Raw genomic sequence first — 17,150 nt, 5'->3', positions numbered from 1 at the left:
GAATGTAGTTGTCGGTGCTGCGTCTCCAGGGCCCGCTATCGGCATGGACTGACAAGGCGCGGCTTGCATCGTCGAAGCGTGCCGGGTGCCGGATGGGGCACGAAACACGCGGCGTCGCACCGGGATGGGGCGCGACGCAGACGAAGCGTCAAAGCGGGTGGGGGGATTCTACAGGAGCGCGAAATGCGCGAGCGCGGGGGCGCGCCGAGGGATGTTTCGGACTTCGTCGAGCCGAAACGCATGCGGCGCGGCAGGCGGGGTGAACCGCTTGCCGCGCCGCGCGGGGCAGGCGCCCCGCGATCAGTTGCCGGCGATCGTGTCGACCGGCTTGAACGCGCCGTGCTCGACCTTGTAGATCGTCACCGGCGCATCCTTCAGGTCGCCCTTCGCGTCGTACGCGATGCTCGGCGCCGACACGCCCTTGACCGACACCTTGCCGAGATACGGCGTGTAGACCTTCGGGTCGGTCGAGTTCGCGTCCTTCATCGCGGTGAGCAGCGCGATCGTGCCGTCGTACGCGTAGGGCGAGTAGGTGATCACGTCTTCATTGAAGCGTGCCTTGTAGCGCGATGCGTAGCCGGCGAAGCCCGGCATCTTTTCCTTCGGCAGCCCGCCCATGTAGACGATCGCGCCTTCGGCCGCTTCGCCGCCGACCTTCAGGAACGTCGGCGAGCGCGACATCTCGCCGGTCACGAATGCCGACTTCATGCCGAGCTGGCGCATCTTGCGGATCATCGGCGAAGACTGCGCATCGCCGCCGCCGTAGAAGATCGCGTCGGGGTTGATGCCCTTCAGATTGGTCAGGATCGCGGAGAAGTCGAGCGCCTTGTCGTTCGTGAAGTCGCGTTTGACGATCGTGCCGCCCGCGGCCTGCACGGCCTTCGCGAATTCGTCGGCGATGCCCTGGCCGTAGGCCGTGCGGTCGTCGATGATCGCGATGCGCTTGAAGTGCATCGACTTCACCGCATAGGTGCCGACGATGCGGCCGGCCTGCGCGTCGCTCGTCAGCAGCCGGTAGGTCGTCTTGTAGCCGCGCGCCGTGTATTGCGGCGACGTCGCCATCGAGATCTGCGGCAGCCCCGCGCGATCGTACAGGTCGGACGCCGGAATGCTCGTGCCCGAGTTGAAGTGGCCGATGACCCCGCGGACATTGTCATCGATCAGCCGCTGCGCGACGGTCGTGCCGGTGCGCGGGTCGGCCTGATCGTCCTGCGAGTCGAGCTGGAACGTGACGGGCTTGCCGCCGATCGTCGGATGCGTTGCGTTGAAATCGGCGATCGCGAGTTGCACGCCCTTCTGCATGTCCGCGCCGTAGTTCGACTGCGGCCCCGTCAGCGGTGCGGCGAAACCGATCTTGACGACGTCGGCGGCGATGGCGTGTGCGCCCGACAGTGCGCAGGCAGCAGCCAGCGCGACGTGCGATACCTTCAGCTTCACTTTCACTTCCCCTTGATGGCGTGGTTGGGCCGCCGCCGGCCAGCGGGCCGGTGCGGTAAACCGGGCGAGACGTATCGGTTTGCACGCCGATGCGACGGCGGTGCGGTGCGCCGGGCGCCGCGCGGATTGTGCCGGAATCGGCGTGCACGGTGGCGGCGGGATGTCGTCTCGTAACCGTTGAGCGAAGTCTAGGTAGCGAAAATGCGCGCGTCTTGCGCGTTCGGTGCGCGGCCGGCGACGATTTCGGCATATCGTCGATAACCCTGATATATGCCGAAATCGTCATTCAGAATGCGCAAACGCGCCAAGACGCGACACGCCGGCATTTCTAGGATGGCGGGTCGGGCGTGCGTTGTCGCGGCGCCGGCGGAGTGCGCTGCATGTCGCCGCCCGCGCCGATCGACGCGCGGCGACATGCAGCGGGCCGACGCGAAATCGTCGCCGCCGGACACGCGAGCGGCGCGGTGGTTGTGCACACAACCGCACGGCGCACTACGGGCCAACGTATGCGATCCGATCGGCGGCGCATTGCGCGTCCCACCGTTCGCCGAGCCGCCCCGCTCGCCTGCCCGCGATCGCCATGACGCGTTCGAGAGGGCACTCCTATAATCGACGCCATCAGCCACTCCCTTCGCAGATGCCGGGATGACGACCTTCCTTGCCGCACCACCCATGAGCCTGTCCGATACGTTGCGCTACCAGCCCGACAACGCCGATCTCGGCGCGATGCTCGCGCACTTCCGCCTGCTCGAGCCGGTGTTCGACGCGCTGCCCGACGTCGCGTTCTTCGTGAAGGACGCGAACGGCCGCTACGCGCTCGTCAACCGCACGCTGGCCATGCGCTGCGGCTACAAGGACAAGCGCGACCTGCTCGGCAAGACGACCGACGAAGTGTTTCCGCGCCGCTTCGGCCGCACCTATTTCGAGCAGGACATGGCGACGATCAACGCCGGCCAGCAACTGATGGACCAGCTCGAGCTGCATCTGTATCCGGGCCGTCAGCCGGGCTGGTGCCTGACCTGCAAGGAGCCGCTGCGCGACGCGGCCGGCAAGGTGGTCGGCCTCGCCGGCATCTCGCGCGACCTGAAGGCGCAAGAGGGCTCGCATCCGGCCTACAGCAAGCTCGCCGACGTGGTCCAGCACATCCAGGATCACTATGTGCAGCCGCTGAACCTCAAGCAGCTCGCGCAGATGGCCGGGATGTCGGTCGCGCAGCTCGAACGCTACTTCCACAAGGTGTTTCACCTGACGCCGCGCCAGGTGCTGCTGAAGACGCGGCTCGACGCGGCCACCGCGCTGCTCGTCACGCACGACAAGGTGACCGACGTGGCGGCGCTATGCGGTTATACGGATCACAGCGCGTTCACGCGCCAGTTCAAGGCGACCGTCGGCGTGACGCCGACGGAATACCGGCTGATGCTGCAGGACCGGGCAGGGTGAAGTGACGCGCCGGCCGGGCCGGCGGTTCGGGATGATCGGGGTGAGGCGGGAACGGGGAGCGGGGAAAGCGTCGGCTCAGCGGTAGCCGAGCCCTTTCAGGACGGCCGTGCCGTCTTCGGTCAGCCGGAAGCGCGGTGACGTGTCGGCGTCGAGCTTGATCATCTCGACGAGACCGGCTTCTTGCAGCGCGGGCAATTCGGGTTTGGCATTCGCGCCGATCGGCGCGTGCAGCAGCACGAGCAGCGTCGCGATTTCGTGATGGCTGAGCAAACGGCGCAGCATCGTCTTTTTCGCAGGGGGGGCGGCCGGGCGGCCCGCGGGTGCATCTACGGCGCTCATCGCTGTCCTCCTTTTCGGGATATCCATCGGGTACTGGTTGCGGATGGTGCCGAGAAAGACTTAAGCGATTCTTAAAATTGCGGCGACCGAGCGGATGTTGCGGCGCGGCAAGCATTACCGGATGTAACGCGCGCCGGCCGGCCGTGCCGGATGCGCAAGCGTCAGCCTTGCCGGGCGGGGCGCCGCCGCGACATTCACCACGATGGTGCGTGCGCACGGCTGGCGCCGTGGGAGCCCGCGGTTTTCCCACGTGCTCCGACCCGGAACGAACTTCCCGTTGCTTCCTTATTTCCTGCGCTGGGCCTGCGCGGCGAGCCGCACGGCCGCGTTTGTCGCCCCGTAGCCGTCGTAGCCGCCGCGCCGCTCGACGATCTCCAGCGAGAAGCGGTTGTCGACCAGTTCCGTATACGCATGCAGGAATTCGCCGCCGTTTTCGTCGCGGTCGTACAGCAGATGGTGGGCGCTCAGCGTGTCGATCAGGTCGTCCGGCAGCGCGTAGCGCGCGGCGAGATCGTCGTAGTAGTTCGGTGGGATCCGCAGGAACGGCACGCCGTCGGCTGCAAACGCGGCGACCGTCTTCACGATGTCGTCGGTCCGGAACGCGACGTGATTCAGCCCGGTGCCGTGATAGCGGTCCAGCGATTCGGCGACGGCCGTATGGCGGTCGACCGACGCATTCAGCGCGATCCGCACCGAGCCGTCCGCGCTGCGCACCGCCCGGCTGCGCATCAGGCCGTACGGATCGGGCACGAGCCAGCTGCGCTCGGCCTCGAAGCCGAATGCGGTCTTGAAGAACAGGATCCACGTATCGAGCGCGTCGGCCGGCAGCGCGAGGCAGACATGGTCGATGCCCGTCAGCGGGCCGACCTCGCTGGGCCCGTCGATGTCGGTCAGCACGAAATCCGATTCATACAGCGTTGGCGCGTTCGGCGTCTCGTCGACGAAGTATTCGAGGCTGCCGTCCGGCGCCTGCACGCTCGGCAGCACGCGCTCGTTCGGGCCGACGCGCCCGGAAAACGGCGCGTAGCCGAAGCCGGCCGCGCGTTCGAACGCCACCTTCGCATCGTCGACGCGAAACGCCGACGCACAGAGCGACAACCCGTGCTGCTGGAAGAACGCATCGGCGAACGAGTCGCGTTCGGCGTTCAGCACGATCGAGGCGGCGCCGTGCTGGAACAGTGTCACGTCCTTCGACCGATGGCGGCCCGCGAGCCGGAACCGCATCCGGCCGAGCCATGCGCCGACGGTGGCCGCCGCCTGCGCGTCGACCGCGAATTCGATGAACTGGAACCCGACGTGCGCGGGCGGCGCCGGCGGCGCGAACAGCGGCTGGTCGGCGGCCGGCGCGCGGCCGTCCTGCGCGAGCCGCGCGCGCGTCAGTTCTTCCAGATAGAGCAGCGAGCGATGGCCGTCGGCGGCCGTGATCGCGGTCGGCGCGGCGCGGAAGCCGTCGTTGAAGATCTCGAGCGACAGCGGCCCCGTATAGCCGGACTCGATCACGCGAGCCGTGAAGCGCGCGAGGTCGAAGTCGCCCTGGCCGGGGAACGAGCGGAAGTGGCGGCTCCATTCGAGCACGTCCATCGCGAGCTTCGGCGCATCGGCGATCTGCACGAACGCGATCCGGTCACCGGGGATGTCGGCGATCGCGTCCGGCGAATCGTCGAGCGACAGCGTATGGAAGCTGTCGAGTGCGAGGCCGAGGTGCGGGCTGTTCACCGCGTTCACGAGCTGCCACGCATGGCCGTACCGCTTCACGACGCGGCCCCACGCGAGCGCCTCGTACGCGGCGACCACGCCGGCCTGCCGCGCGGCTTCGGCGAGCGCGCCGAGCTGGTCGACCAGCAGCGCGTCGTCCGCGATCGTGTCGGGCGACACGTTGCTGCACACCAGGATGCGGTCGGTGCCGAGCGCGTGCATCACGTCGAACTTGCGCCGGATGCGGTCGAGATTGCGGGCGAGCTGGGCCGGGCTCACGCCCTCGAAGTCGCGAAACGGCTGGAACAGCACGATGTCGAGGCCGAGATCGGCGGCCATGCGGCGCACGTCGGCGGGCGATCCGTCGAAGTAGACGAGGTCGTTCTCGAAGATTTCGACACCGTCGAAGCCGGCGGCCTGGACGGCGGCGAGCTTCTCGGCGAGTGTGCCGGACAGTGACACGGTGGCGATCGAGCGCTGCATGGGCGAATCCTGCGGATGAGCGGGGTGGGGCGTCGGCCGATCGGACCCGAATGAACCAGTCGTTGAATTCACGGCGAACGCCATATCCCGAATTTACTAGGGAAGTGAGACGAATTATACAAACTAACTAGGTGGTACAAATAAGCGAAAACCCGAAAAGACAGCGCGTGCATGCCGGCGCACACTAGCGCCAACTTCCTGATACCCGGGCGCATCCGGCAGGGTTCCGCCCCCTTTTTTTTAGAGCAGAAATCGTCATGAGCAAGCACAAGGTACTGGTACTGAACGGCCCGAACCTGAATCTGCTGGGGACCCGCGAGCCCCATATCTACGGCGCGGAAACCCTCGCCGACCTCGAGCAGCGTTGCCGCACGGCGGCCGAGGGGCTCGGGCTGGAGATCGACTTCCGCCAGTCGAACGCCGAGCACCAGCTGATCGACTGGCTGCATGCCGCGCGTCACGACACGCACGGCATCGTGATCAACCCGGCTGCCTATACGCACACGTCGGTCGCGCTGGCCGACGCGCTTTCCGCGATCGCGAAGCCGGTGATCGAGGTGCATATCTCCAACGTGCATCGCCGCGAGGCGTTCCGTCACCACTCGTATGTGTCGGCGGTGGCCGAAGCCGTGATCTGCGGCTGCGGCACCGAAGGCTACGTATTCGCGCTGCAGCGCCTGTCGACCCTTTTTGCCCAGGGAGCCGCACGATGAGCCGCCCGTCTTTTCTGATCGGCCTGATCGGCCAGGGCATCGCCGGTTCGCTGTCGCCCGCGATGCATGAGGAAGAAGGATTCCGCCAGGGATTCGGCTACGTGTACCGGCGCATCGATCTCGACGCGCTCGGCCTGACCGTCGACGCGCTGCCGCAACTGCTCGAGGCCGCGCAGCGGATGGGCTTCAACGGGCTGAACATCACGCACCCGTGCAAGCAGCGCGTGATCGAGCACCTCGACGCGCTGTCGGACGACGCGCGCGCGCTCGGCGCGGTGAACACCGTGCTGTTCAAGGACGGCAAGCGGATCGGCCACAACACCGACTGGTCGGGTTTCGCGAAGTCGTTCCGCCGCGGGCTTCCCGACGCGTCGCTCGAGCGCGTCGTCCAGCTCGGTGCGGGTGGCGCAGGCGCGGCCGTCGCGCATGCGGCGCTGCAGATGGGCGCCGCCGAATTGACGATTTTCGACGTCGACAGCACGCGTGCCACCACGCTCGCGGGCGAACTGCAGCAGCGCTTCCCGGCCGCCCGGGTCACGCCGGGCAGCGATCTCGCGGCCGCGATGCGCGCCGCGACGGGCCTGATCCATGCAACGCCGACCGGCATGACCAAGCATCCGGGCCTGCCGCTGCCGGCCGAACTGCTCCACGCGGGAATGTGGGTGGCCGACATCGTGTATTTCCCGCTCGAAACCGAACTGATCCGAGCGGCGCGCGCGGCCGGCTGCGCGACGCTGCCGGGCGGCGGGATGGCCGTGTACCAGGCCGTCGATGCGTTCGAGATCTTCACCGGACGTACGCCGGACGACGAGCGGATGTTCGAACACTTTCAGTCGCTCGTCGCGCGCTGATCCTTCGATCCAAAAGAGAAACCAGGAGACAACCATGCAGCACACCACCCACACGAACGCCGCGCCAGCGCAGGCGGCCGGCACGGTCCGGCGGACATCGGCGCGCTACAAGATTCTCGCGCTGCTCGCGATCGGCACGATGATCAACTATCTCGACCGTACCGTGCTGGGGGTGGCTGCGCCGCAGCTCACCAAGGAGCTCGGCATCAACGCGGCGGTGATGGGCATCATGTTCTCCGCGTTCTCGTGGACGTACGTCGCGATGCAGGTGCCCGGCGGTCTGTTCCTCGACCGCTTCGGCAGTAAGGTCACTTATTACTGGTCGATGACGCTGTGGTCGCTGTGCACGCTCCTCCAAGGCTTCGTGCCGGGTATCGCGACGCTGCTCGCATGCCGGCTCGGCCTCGGCGTGACGGAGGCGCCGTGCTTCCCGACCAACAGCCGCGTCGTCGCGACGTGGTTCCCGCAGAACGAGCGCGCGATGGCGACCGGTACCTATACCGTCGGCGAATACATCGGCCTCGCGTTCTTCAGCCCGGTGCTGTTCGCGCTGATGGGTGCGTTCGGCTGGCGCTCGCTGTTCTGGGTCGTCGGCGCGGTCGGTATCGCGTTCGGCCTGATCTGGTGGAAGTTCTATCACGAGCCGCGTGATCATCCGGGCGCGAACTCGGAGGAACTCGCCTACATCGAGGCGGGCGGCGGCCTCGTGCACGCTGTGCGCAAGGGCGACAACGGCGGCAAGGGCGAGCAGAAGAAGTTCAGCTGGTCGATGGCCGGCCAGCTGCTGAAGAAGCGCCAGCTCGCGGGTATCTGCCTCGGCCAGTTCGCCGGCAACTCGACGCTCGTGTTCTTCCTGACCTGGTTCCCGACCTATCTCGCGACCGAGCGCCACATGGGCTGGCTGAAGATCGGCTTCTTCGCGGTGATGCCGTTCATCGCCGCATCGGTCGGCGTGATGTTCGGCGGGATCTTCTCCGACTGGCTGCTGCGTCGCGGCAAGTCGGCGAACCTCGCGCGCAAGCTGCCGATCATCGCGGGCCTGCTGCTCGCGTCGACGATCATTCTCGCGAACTACGTGAAGAGCAACGAAGCCGTGATCGCGATCATGTCGGTCGCCTTCTTCGCGCAGGGGATGGCCGCGCTCGGCTGGACGCTCGTGTCCGACATCGCGCCGGACGGCCTGCTCGGCGTGACGGGCGGCATCTTCAACTTCGCGGCGAACCTCGCGGGGATCGTCACGCCGCTCGTCGTCGGCTTCATCGTGGCGTCGACCGGTTCGTTCGTCGGTGCGCTGGTGTTCATCGGCGTGATCGCGCTGATCGGTGCGCTGTCCTATATCTTCGTCGTCGGCGACATCAAGCGGATCGAATTGTAAGTACCGGCTCCACGCACGCTCGGTGCATTCGCCCGGCGACCTTGGGTCGCCGGGCGTTTTTATTTCTGCCGCCGGATTGCGGGCCGGCTCACGCATCCGCGCTCACGCGCGCTGCATGGCAATCCCGAGCGACTCGAGCGCCTGCGCGATCGCCGCGACCGCGCGCCGGATGTCACCGGCATCGATCGCGCCGATGCAGCCGACACGGAACGTCTCGAGTTGCGTCAGCTTGCCCGGATACAGGATGAAGCCCGCGTCGCGCACCGCGTCGTAAAAGCGGCGGAAATCGTAGGCCGGATGGTCGGGCGCATGGAACGTGACGATCACGGGCGCCTGCACGCTGGCGTCGAGGAACGGCGCGAAGCCGAGCGCGCGCATCGATTCGACCAGCGTCCGGCAGTTCTCCGCATAGCGCGCGCCACGCGCGGGCTGGCCGCCTTCGGCGAGATACTGGTCGAGCGCGGCGCGCAGCGCGGCGATCACGTGGGTCGGCGGCGTGAAGCGCCACTGGCCCGTCTTGCGCAGGTACGCGTGCTGATCCTGAAGGTCGAGCGCGAGCGACGGCGAGTTGCCTTCGCTTGCATCGAGCGCGTCGCGCCGCACGATCGCGAACCCCATCCCCGGCACGCCTTCCAGGCATTTGCCGCTCGCCGACACCAATGCGTCGATCCCGCTGTCCGCCAGCGCGATCGGCAGCGCGCCGAACGAACTCATCGCGTCGACGATCAGCCGCCTGCCGTGCCGCCGGCACACGGCCGCGATCGCGTCGAGCGGATTCAGGATGCCGGCGCTCGTTTCCAGGTGCACCAGCGCGACATGCGTGATGCGCGGCTCGCGCGCGAACGCGGCTTCCACCACTGCCGGGTCGACCGCTGCGTCCTCGCCGAACGGCAACGCGATCGCTTCGATGCCGAGCCGGCCGAGGATCTTCAGGATGCGCGCGCAATAGGCGCCGTTGTCGGGCACCAGCACGACGCCGTCGCGCGGCACCAGCGTGCCGAGCGCGGCCTCGACCGAAAAGGTGCCGCTGCCCTGCATCGGCACGCACACGTATTCGCCGCCGCCGCGCGCGATCGCGACGAGGTCCGCGCAGACGCTGGCCGTCAACTGATTGAAAGCGGCGTCCCACGAGCCCCAGTCATGTTGCATTGCGTGGCGTGTTGTGGCGGACGTGGTGAGCGGGCCGGGCGTGAGCAGAATGGGATTGGGCATGGTTTTCTCCAGCAAAGGTTGGATGAAACGCGAGGGCGGCATTTCTGAATGACTTGCATGATATTGGCGAAATGTGTCATTTTGTGGAAATTGTGGCGCGCGTCACGGCTTTGTCATCGAACGCTGTGATCCTTCGGTTGCCGCGCGAAACCACCTGCAGCGCGGCAGCGAGGCCGGCCGGTTGTCGGTCTGCCCGACTGAAACGAGCCGGATCGTGCCCCGGCCGCCTGGTGTTCCGCCTACGGAGAAGTGAGATGACACTGCAGAATTCCTCGCGCGCCGCTGCCGGCGCGTTCCGCAAGCTCGCGCTGGCTGCCGGCATCGCCGGCCTGATGGGCGTCGCATTGCCCGCGCATGCGGCGAACGCGGTCGTGCTGTATACGGCGGACGGTCTCGAGAACCTCTATCGCGATGTGCTGCCGGCCTTCGAGAAGAAGGAAGGTGTCAAGGTCAATATCGTGACGGCGGGCAGCGGCGAGGTCGTCAACCGCGCGAACATCGAGAAGAACTCGCCGAAGGCGGACGTGATCGTCACGCTGCCGCCGTTCATCCAGCAAGCCGGCCAGATGGGCCTGCTGCAGCCGTACCAGAGCGTGAACTACAAGAACGTGCCGTCGATCGCGAAGGCGGAAGACGGTACGTGGGCGACGTTCGTGAACAACTACTTCTCGTTCGCGATCAACCCGGACGTCGTGAAGAACCAGCCGAAGACGTTCGCCGACCTGCTGTCGCCGAGCTATGCCGGCAAGGTTGCGTACTCGAACCCGGCAACCGCCGGCGACGGGATGGCCGTGCTGATCCTGACGACCTCGCTGATGGGCGAGGACAAGGCGTTCGACTACCTCGCGAAGCTGTCGCAGAGCGTGAAGTTCCATACCAAGGGCACCGGCTACCTGAACGTGCTGCTGTCGCGCAACGAGATCAGCGTCGCGAACGGCGACCTGCAGATGGACCTCGACGACGCCGAACACGGCGCGCTGTCCGTCAAGCCGATCTTCCTGGCCGCGAAGGACGGCGACCAGCCGACCACGTTCCAGCTGCCGTACGGCATCGGTCTGATCAAGAGCGGCCCGAACCAGGACGTCGGCAAGAAGCTGATCGACTACCTGATGTCGACGGAAGTGCAGTCGAAGGTGCCGGACATGTACGGCATCCCGGGCCGCACCGACGTTCCGCTGGCCGGCAAGAACGGCGAAGCGGTCAAGAAGGCGATCGCGGGCGTGAAGCTGATCTCGGTCGACTGGACCCAGGTGATGGCGAAGAAGCCGGTGTGGATCGAGCGCTGGAAGAAGGACGTGATCGGCAGCTCGGGCAAGCAGCTCGACGTCGTCAAGCCGAAGTGATCGGCGCACGCCGCCTGTATTAGTGAGCAAGAGGATGAACCCGGTGGAAACCACCCTGACCCATCCCGGCGCATTCGGCGCCGCCGAACCGCAAGCGACGCTGCGGTCCGGCGCGCCGGGTGGCGTGCGGATCGAGCACCTGAGCGTGCGCTACGGCGCACGCACGGTGCTGGAAGATCTGTCGCTGTCGATCGGCGCCGGTGAATTTCTGACCGTGCTCGGCAAGAGCGGCTGCGGCAAGACCACGCTGCTGCGCTTCATCGCCGGGTTCGTGAAGGCCGACGGCCTGACCGGCACGCTGACCGTGGCCGGACGCGACCTGACCTATGCGCCGCCGCACAAGCGCAATCTCGGTCTGCTGTTCCAGAATTACGCGCTGTTCCCGCACCTGTCGGTGTTCGAGAACGTCGCATTCGGGCTGCGCGCCCGCGGCATGGCCTCGTCGGACGTGACGCGCCGCGTCGCCGACGCGCTGAAGCTCGTGCAACTCGGCGATGCGGGCCATCATCTGCCCGCGCAACTGTCGGGCGGGATGCAGCAGCGCGTCGCACTGGCGCGTGCGCTCGTGATCGAACCGGACGTGCTGCTGCTCGACGAGCCGCTGTCGGCGCTCGACGCCAACCTGCGCGCATCGGTGCGCAGCGAACTGAAGGCGCTGCACGAGCGCCTGCCGAACCTGACCGTCGTCTGCGTGACGCACGACCGCGACGACGCGCTGGTGCTGTCCGACCGCGCCCTGCTGATGCGCGACGGCCACATCGCGCAGCTTGGCACGCCGCAGCAGCTGTACGACACGCCGCGGGACGGCTACGTCGCGCGCTATCTCGGCCCCGCCAACCTGCTGCCCCCGCACGTGATCTTCCCGCTCGGCGATCCGCGTCACGACGTGCGTGACAAGGTCGCCTGCGTGCGCCCCGAGCGCCTGACCGTGATGCCGCTCGCGGCGGGCGGCCTGCACGGCACGGTGTCGTCCGTCGAATGGCAGGGCGCGGACCTGTCGATCGCGGTCGTGATCGACGCGGCGCCCGACGAGCCCGTGCGCGTCACGATGCAACGCGGCCGCGGCGCGGCTCCCGAGCGCGGTGCGCGCGTTTCCCTGCATTGCGAGGCAGACGATGTCGTCCTTATCGAGCCCTGAAGCCGGCCTGCCGCCGCAGGCGCTCGCGTCGGCCGCCGCGCATGCCGCCGCCGCGCGGCGCTGCAAGCGCATGGGCGACCTGCATCTCGCCGCGCTCGCGCTCGTCGTGCTGGGCCCGCTCGTCATCTATCCGCTGGTGCGGCTCGTGCTGCTGAGCGTGTCCGGCGATCACGGGCTGAGCTTCGCCGCGTACCGGACGTTCTTCGGCAACCCCGACACGCGCAGCGTGCTGCTGACGAGCGTCGGCGTGCTGTTCGCGAGCGCCGGCACCGCGTCGGTGCTCGGCGTGCTGCTGGCCGCGCTGCTGTTCTTCAGGCCGTTCCCCGGCGCATCGCTCGTCACGCGCTTCCTGGAGCTGTACGTCGCGTTCCCGTCGTTCCTCGTCGCGTTCACGCTGATCTTCCTGTACGGCTCGCAAGGCTCGATCAGCATCGCGCTGCAGCAGCTGTTCCATCTCGAGAACCCGCCGCTCGACTTCCTGTTCGGCATCGGCGGCGTGATTCTCGCGCAGACTGTCTTCTATACGCCGTTCGTCGTGCGGCCGACGCTCGCGTCGTTCGCGACGCTCGACCTGCGCCTGATCGAAGCGGCGCGCAGTCTCGGCGCGTCTGGCTGGATGCTCGCGCGCCGCGTCGTGCTGCCGATCGCGTGGCCGGGCATCGCCGCCGGCACCGTGCTGTGTTTCCTGCTGACGCTGAACGAGTTCGGGATTCTGCTCGTGCTCGGCAGCGCGCGGCTCGTGACGCTGCCGGTCGCGATCTACAGCAGCGCGACCGTCGACCTCGACCTGCCGACCGCATCGGCCGGCGCGGTCGTGATGCTCGCGCTGTCGCTGGCGCTCTATGCGGTTTATCGTCGGGTGAACCGGCGTGCGACGGGAGGAAACGATGTCCGCTGAATTCCGTATCGGGCCAGCCGTGCCGCGCCACCAGATCGGCTGGGGCGACACGCTGCTCAAGCATGCGTCGCGCGCCGCGCTCGCGCTGGCCGCGTTCGCCTGCTTCTGGCTGTTCGTGCTGCCGGTCGTGGTCGTCGCGCTGTCGAGCGTGTCGACGCAGTGGTCGGGCACGATTTTGCCGGCCGGCTACAGCCTGCGCTGGTTCGAACGGCTCGGGTCGCCGGAATACGACGCGCTGCTGACGAGCCTCGAAATCGGCTTCGGTGTGTCGGCGCTCGGCACGATCCTCGGGCTGTGGCTCGCGCTCGCACTCGAAGGGCGCGACCGGCGCGGCCTCGGCGCGCTCGTCGACGCGCTCGTGATGGTGCCGAATGGCGTGCCGAGCGTCGTGCTCGGGCTCGCGGTGCTGATCGCGTATCACCAGAAGCCGCTCGACCTGTCGAGCTCCGCGGCGATCGTCGTGCTCGTGCAGCTCGCGCTGATTCTGCCGTTCTGCTATCGCTGCGCGGCCGCCGCGCTGCGGCCGGAACTGACCGTGCTGCGCGAAGCGGCGGCGAGCCTCGGTGCGCCGCCCGCGATGGTGCTGCGCCGCGTGCTGCTGCCGCAGCTCGTGCCGGCGCTGCGTGCGAGCCTCGCGCTCGGCTTCGCGCTGTCGCTCGGCGAACTCGGCGCGACGCTGACCGTCTACCCGCCGGGTTTCGCGACCGTGCCGATCGTCGTGATCGGCCAGGTGGAGCGTGGTTATTACCTTCCGGCATCGGCGCTGTCGTTGTTGATGCTCGGGGCGTCGCTCGCGGCGCTGCTGCTGATCGCCGCGCGCGTGCCGCGCGGCACGCGGGCGGCATCATGAACGCCGCGTTCGCGTTGCGGCTGCCCGGCGAGCAAGCGGCCGCGGGCAAGGTATCGACGGGTCTCGCGGGACGTTCCGTCGACGTGAACGGCCGGCGCTACCGGCTGCCGGTCGAACCGACTGTCGTGGTCTGCGTCGACGGCTGCGAGTACGACTATCTCGAGCGTGCGGTGGAGGCGGGCGTCGCGCCGTTCATCGGCCGGATGATCGCGGCAGGCACCGCGTGGCGCGCCGACTGCGTCGTGCCGACCTTCACCAACCCGAACAACCTGTCGATCGTTTGCGGCGTGCCGCCGTCGGTCCACGGGATCTGCGGCAACTACTTCTGGGATCCGGCCGCCGACGGCGGTCGCGGCGCCGAAGTAATGATGAACGACCCGGCCTACCTGCGGGCCGGCACGTTGCTCGCGGCGGCGTCCGACGCCGGCGCGCGGGTGGCCGTCGTCACGGCGAAGGACAAGCTGCGCCGGCTGCTCGGCTGGCAGATGAACGGCATCTGTTTTTCCGCGGAGAAGGCCGCGCAGGCGAATCTCGCGGAAAACGGGATCGTCGACGTGCTCGACTGGGTCGGCCTGCCGTCGCCCGACGTATACAGCGCGGCGCTGTCCGAATTCGTGTTCGCGGCCGGCGTGCGGCTCGCGCAGACGCGCCAGGTCGACCTGATGTACCTGTCGACCACCGACTACGTGCAGCACAAGTGCGAGCCGGGTAGCGCCGGCGCGAACGCGTTCTACGCAATGATGGACGGCTATCTCGCGCAGCTCGACGCGCTCGGCTGGGCGATCGGACTCACGGCCGACCACGGGATGAACGCGAAGCACGATCCGGCAACCGGCCGCCCGAACGTGATCTATCTGCAGGACGCGTTCGACGGCTGGTTCGGTGCGCGGGCCGCGCGCGTGATCCTGCCGATCACCGATCCGTACGTCGTGCACCACGGCGCGCTCGGCTCGTTCGCGACCGTGTACCTGGCGCCGGGTGTCGACCGGACCGATGCGATGTGGCGCGTCGGCGGGCTCGACGGCGTCGAACTCGTGCTCGACAACGCGGAAGCCGCCGCGCGCTTCGAGCTGCCGGCCGACCGGATCGGCGATCTCGTCGTGATCGCGCGGCGCGACATGACGCTCGGCACGCGCGAGCGCGAACACGACCTGTCCGGCCTGACCGTGCCGCTGCGTTCGCACGGCGGCGTGTCCGAGCAGGAGGTGCCGTTGCTGTTCAACCGTCGGATCGAGCGGGACGACCCGGAACGTCGGCCGCGCAACTTCGACGTTTTCGATTTCGTGCTGAACCGGGTCGCGTCATGATGGCTCATCCCCGACAGGATCACCCCGCGTTTCGCGCCGAGACCCTGCGCTGGTGCGGCACGCGTGCGACGCGCGACCGTGTTTTCGACGTCACCGATCCGTACACCGGCACGCGTGTCGGTACGGCGCCGCTGGCGAGCGTCGACGACGTGCGTGCCGCATTCGAATACGCGATGGCGTACCGGCCCGCGCTCACGCGTTACGAGCGTTCGCAGATCCTCGAGCGTGCGGCCGCGCTGCTGCGCGAGCGTACCGAGGCGGCATCCGACCTGATCACGCTCGAAGCGGGATTGTCGAAACAGGATTCCCGCTACGAGATCGGTCGCGTCGCCGACGTGCTGAAGTTCGCGTCGGTCGAGGCGTTGCGCGACGACGCGCAGACCTTCTCGTGTGACCTGACACCCCACGGCAAGGCGCGACGCGTGTTCTCGCAGCGGCAGCCGCTCGACGGCGTGATCGTCGCGATCACGCCGTTCAATCACCCGATGAATCAGGTCGCGCACAAGATCGCGCCGGCGATCGCGACCAACAACCGCGTGATCGTGAAGCCGTCGGAGAAGGTGCCGCTGTCGGCGTTCTATCTGGCGGACCTGCTCTACGAGGCCGGCTTGCCCGAGCCGATGCTGCAGGTGCTGACCGGCGACCCGCGCGAGATCGCGGACGAACTCGTCACGCATCCGCATGCATCGCTGATTACCTTCACGGGCGGCGTGTCGATCGGCAAGGCGATCGCCGCGCGGGCCGGCTACCGGCGCATCGTGCTGGAGCTGGGCGGCAACGATCCGCTGATCGTGCTCGACGATGCCGATCTGGAACGTGCGGCGTCGCTGGCCGTGCTCGGTTCGTACCGCAATTCGGGGCAGCGCTGCACGGCCGTCAAGCGAATCCTGGTGCAGCGCTCGATCGCGCCGGCGTTCACCGAGCTGCTCGTCGAGAAGACGCGCGCATGGAATTACGGCGATCCGTTCGATCCCGCGAACGAAATGGGCACGGTGATCGACGACGCGGCGGCGCGGCTGTTCGAGGCGCGGGTCGGCGAGGCGCTTGCGCAGGGTGCGCGCCTGCTGACCGGCAACGTGCGGCGCGGTGCGCTGTATTCGCCGACGGTGCTCGACAACGTCGATCCGTCGATGACGATCGTGCGCGAGGAGACTTTCGGCCCCGTATCGCCCGTCATTACGTTCGACACGATCGACGATGCGATCCGGATCAGCAACGGCACGGCATTCGGGTTGTCGTCGGGGGTCTGCACGGACAGTACGGCCGCGGTCGTGCGGTTCGTGAACGAGCTGAACGTCGGGACGGTGAATGTCTGGGAAGTGCCCGGATACCGGATCGAGCTGTCGCCGTTCGGCGGCGTCAAGGATTCGGGGCTTGGCTATAAGGAAGGCGTTCAGGAAGCGATGAAGAGCTTCACGAACCTGAAGACGTTTTCGCTGCCTTGGGAGTAAGCGGATGGCACTGACGGTGGAAGAGATCCACGGGCTGTATCGCGAGCATGGCCATGTCGCCTATAGCGGCGAACCGGTCACGCAGCTGGAGCATGCGTTGCAAAGCGGCTTGCTGGCGGAGGAGGCGGGCGCCGACGACGCGCTGGTCGCGGCGGCATTCCTGCACGACCTCGGGCATCTGCTGAATCGCCAGGGCGAAACGCCGAGCGCACGCGGAATCGACGATCTTCATCAGTATTACGTGCTGCCGTTCCTGCGGCCGCTGTTCAACGACGCGGTGCTGGAGCCGATCCGGCTGCACGTCGACGCGAAGCGTTGCCTGTGCCGGACGGACGCCGGCTACTTCGAGAGCCTGTCGCCGGATTCGGTGCGCAGTCTCGCACTGCAGGGCGGCGTCTTCAGCGAAGAGGAGACGGCGACGTTCCTGCGACGCCCGTTCGCGGAGGATGCGCTGCGTCTGCGCCGCTGGGACGATACGGCGAAGGAAGCGGGCAAGGTGACGCCGAATCTCGATCACTATATGGAGATAGTGGCGCGCCAGGTGCGTATGGCCTGACGGCCCGGTTGCGTCCATATAAGGCCCCGCACGCGGCAGCGTGCGGGGCCTTATATTTTTTT

General features: G+C 67.6%; 15 protein-coding genes. 11 read left to right on the top strand and 4 right to left on the bottom strand.

Translation table 11 applies throughout. The annotated features are described in order from the left end of the window. Window positions 1-300: 300 nt before the first annotated feature. Window positions 301-1,437 (bottom strand): branched-chain amino acid ABC transporter substrate-binding protein, encoded by a 1,137-nt coding sequence (locus tag LMA02_RS28490; protein WP_166721216.1) that lies wholly within the window; start codon window positions 1,435-1,437, stop codon window positions 301-303. Window positions 1,438-2,082: 645 nt separating this feature from the next. On the opposite strand from LMA02_RS28490, the gene LMA02_RS28485 reads away from it, so the two are divergent. Then, window positions 2,083-2,877 (top strand): AraC family transcriptional regulator, encoded by a 795-nt coding sequence (locus tag LMA02_RS28485; protein WP_006756355.1) that lies wholly within the window; start codon window positions 2,083-2,085, stop codon window positions 2,875-2,877. A 75-nt stretch (window positions 2,878-2,952) separates the two neighbouring features. Here the strand turns inward: LMA02_RS28485 and LMA02_RS28480 are convergent, their stop codons facing one another. Both LMA02_RS28480 and LMA02_RS28475 read right to left on the bottom strand, forming a co-directional pair. Continuing rightward, entirely contained in the window at window positions 2,953-3,216 is a 264-nt protein-coding gene (locus LMA02_RS28480) for a hypothetical protein (RefSeq protein WP_175694035.1), read from the bottom strand. Between the two features lie 285 nt (window positions 3,217-3,501). Beyond that, complete coding sequence (locus tag LMA02_RS28475; RefSeq protein WP_228908439.1) at window positions 3,502-5,394, bottom strand: bifunctional sugar phosphate isomerase/epimerase/4-hydroxyphenylpyruvate dioxygenase family protein; 1,893 nt, start codon at window positions 5,392-5,394, stop codon at window positions 3,502-3,504. A gap of 257 nt (window positions 5,395-5,651) precedes the next feature. On the opposite strand from LMA02_RS28475, the gene aroQ reads away from it, so the two are divergent. The 3 genes from aroQ to LMA02_RS28460 are packed head-to-tail and all read left to right on the top strand — an operon-like array spanning window position 5,652 to window position 8,333. Further along, complete coding sequence (gene aroQ / locus LMA02_RS28470) at window positions 5,652-6,107, top strand: type II 3-dehydroquinate dehydratase (RefSeq protein WP_138849552.1); 456 nt, start codon at window positions 5,652-5,654, stop codon at window positions 6,105-6,107. After that, the gene (locus LMA02_RS28465; RefSeq protein WP_228908438.1) at window positions 6,104-6,958 is read left to right on the top strand and encodes a shikimate dehydrogenase; all 855 of its coding nucleotides are present in this window, start codon (window positions 6,104-6,106) and stop codon (window positions 6,956-6,958) included. The genes aroQ and LMA02_RS28465 overlap by 4 nt, the downstream gene beginning before the upstream one ends. A 34-nt stretch (window positions 6,959-6,992) precedes the next feature. Further along, window positions 6,993-8,333 (top strand): MFS transporter, encoded by a 1,341-nt coding sequence (locus LMA02_RS28460; protein WP_228908437.1) that lies wholly within the window; start codon window positions 6,993-6,995, stop codon window positions 8,331-8,333. A gap of 102 nt (window positions 8,334-8,435) precedes the next feature. Here LMA02_RS28460 and LMA02_RS28455 read toward each other — a convergent pair whose 3' ends face one another. Beyond that, on the bottom strand, window positions 8,436-9,545 hold the full coding sequence (locus LMA02_RS28455; protein WP_228908436.1) for a 2-aminoethylphosphonate--pyruvate transaminase: 1,110 nt from the start codon (window positions 9,543-9,545) through the stop codon (window positions 8,436-8,438). 254 nt (window positions 9,546-9,799) lie between these two features. On the opposite strand from LMA02_RS28455, the gene phnS reads away from it, so the two are divergent. The 7 genes from phnS to LMA02_RS28420 are packed head-to-tail and all read left to right on the top strand — an operon-like array spanning window position 9,800 to window position 17,088. Further along, on the top strand, window positions 9,800-10,888 hold the full coding sequence (gene phnS / locus LMA02_RS28450; protein ID WP_228908435.1) for a 2-aminoethylphosphonate ABC transporter substrate-binding protein: 1,089 nt from the start codon (window positions 9,800-9,802) through the stop codon (window positions 10,886-10,888). A gap of 34 nt (window positions 10,889-10,922) precedes the next feature. Then, the gene (gene phnT, locus LMA02_RS28445) at window positions 10,923-12,026 is read left to right on the top strand and encodes a 2-aminoethylphosphonate ABC transport system ATP-binding subunit PhnT (protein WP_175660131.1); all 1,104 of its coding nucleotides are present in this window, start codon (window positions 10,923-10,925) and stop codon (window positions 12,024-12,026) included. Beyond that, window positions 12,004-12,924, top strand: a complete 921-nt coding sequence (locus tag LMA02_RS28440; RefSeq protein ID WP_228908434.1) for a 2-aminoethylphosphonate ABC transporter permease subunit — start codon at window positions 12,004-12,006, stop codon at window positions 12,922-12,924. The genes phnT and LMA02_RS28440 overlap by 23 nt, the downstream gene beginning before the upstream one ends. After that, window positions 12,914-13,774, top strand: coding sequence for a 2-aminoethylphosphonate ABC transport system, membrane component PhnV (gene phnV, locus LMA02_RS28435; protein ID WP_006754424.1), 861 nt, complete (start codon window positions 12,914-12,916; stop codon window positions 13,772-13,774). The genes LMA02_RS28440 and phnV overlap by 11 nt, the downstream gene beginning before the upstream one ends. Continuing rightward, the gene (phnA, locus tag LMA02_RS28430; RefSeq protein WP_228908433.1) at window positions 13,771-15,081 is read left to right on the top strand and encodes a phosphonoacetate hydrolase; all 1,311 of its coding nucleotides are present in this window, start codon (window positions 13,771-13,773) and stop codon (window positions 15,079-15,081) included. Before phnV ends, phnA begins: the two co-directional genes overlap by 4 nt. Beyond that, window positions 15,078-16,532, top strand: a complete 1,455-nt coding sequence (gene phnY / locus LMA02_RS28425; RefSeq protein WP_228908432.1) for a phosphonoacetaldehyde dehydrogenase — start codon at window positions 15,078-15,080, stop codon at window positions 16,530-16,532. The genes phnA and phnY overlap by 4 nt, the downstream gene beginning before the upstream one ends. A gap of 4 nt (window positions 16,533-16,536) precedes the next feature. Continuing rightward, the gene (locus tag LMA02_RS28420; RefSeq protein ID WP_228908431.1) at window positions 16,537-17,088 is read left to right on the top strand and encodes a phosphonate degradation HD-domain oxygenase; all 552 of its coding nucleotides are present in this window, start codon (window positions 16,537-16,539) and stop codon (window positions 17,086-17,088) included. Window positions 17,089-17,150 lie beyond the last annotated feature (62 nt).

Origin of the sequence: Burkholderia sp. B21-005 (assembly GCF_020843965.1) — a bacterium.
Classification (GTDB): domain Bacteria; phylum Pseudomonadota; class Gammaproteobacteria; order Burkholderiales; family Burkholderiaceae; genus Burkholderia; species Burkholderia ambifaria.
The sequence above is the reverse complement of the archived record's forward strand: the minus strand, read 5'-3'. Positions and strand labels throughout refer to the sequence as shown.

Excerpts from the sequence above, each read along its gene's own strand:
- phnY (WP_228908432.1), top strand. The coding sequence starts at position 15,078 with ATGATGGCTCATCCCCGACAGGATCACCCCGCGTTTCGCGCCGAGACC.
- LMA02_RS28475 (WP_228908439.1), bottom strand. The coding sequence starts at position 5,394 with ATGCAGCGCTCGATCGCCACCGTGTCACTGTCCGGCACACTCGCCGAG.
- LMA02_RS28455 (WP_228908436.1), bottom strand. The coding sequence starts at position 9,545 with ATGCCCAATCCCATTCTGCTCACGCCCGGCCCGCTCACCACGTCCGCC.
- LMA02_RS28480 (WP_175694035.1), bottom strand. The coding sequence starts at position 3,216 with ATGAGCGCCGTAGATGCACCCGCGGGCCGCCCGGCCGCCCCCCCTGCG.
- LMA02_RS28420 (WP_228908431.1), top strand. The coding sequence starts at position 16,537 with ATGGCACTGACGGTGGAAGAGATCCACGGGCTGTATCGCGAGCATGGC.
- LMA02_RS28465 (WP_228908438.1), top strand. The coding sequence starts at position 6,104 with ATGAGCCGCCCGTCTTTTCTGATCGGCCTGATCGGCCAGGGCATCGCC.
- aroQ (WP_138849552.1), top strand. The coding sequence starts at position 5,652 with ATGAGCAAGCACAAGGTACTGGTACTGAACGGCCCGAACCTGAATCTG.
- LMA02_RS28485 (WP_006756355.1), top strand. The coding sequence starts at position 2,083 with ATGACGACCTTCCTTGCCGCACCACCCATGAGCCTGTCCGATACGTTG.
- LMA02_RS28460 (WP_228908437.1), top strand. The coding sequence starts at position 6,993 with ATGCAGCACACCACCCACACGAACGCCGCGCCAGCGCAGGCGGCCGGC.
- phnA (WP_228908433.1), top strand. The coding sequence starts at position 13,771 with ATGAACGCCGCGTTCGCGTTGCGGCTGCCCGGCGAGCAAGCGGCCGCG.
- phnS (WP_228908435.1), top strand. The coding sequence starts at position 9,800 with ATGACACTGCAGAATTCCTCGCGCGCCGCTGCCGGCGCGTTCCGCAAG.
- LMA02_RS28440 (WP_228908434.1), top strand. The coding sequence starts at position 12,004 with ATGTCGTCCTTATCGAGCCCTGAAGCCGGCCTGCCGCCGCAGGCGCTC.
- phnV (WP_006754424.1), top strand. The coding sequence starts at position 12,914 with ATGTCCGCTGAATTCCGTATCGGGCCAGCCGTGCCGCGCCACCAGATC.
- phnT (WP_175660131.1), top strand. The coding sequence starts at position 10,923 with ATGAACCCGGTGGAAACCACCCTGACCCATCCCGGCGCATTCGGCGCC.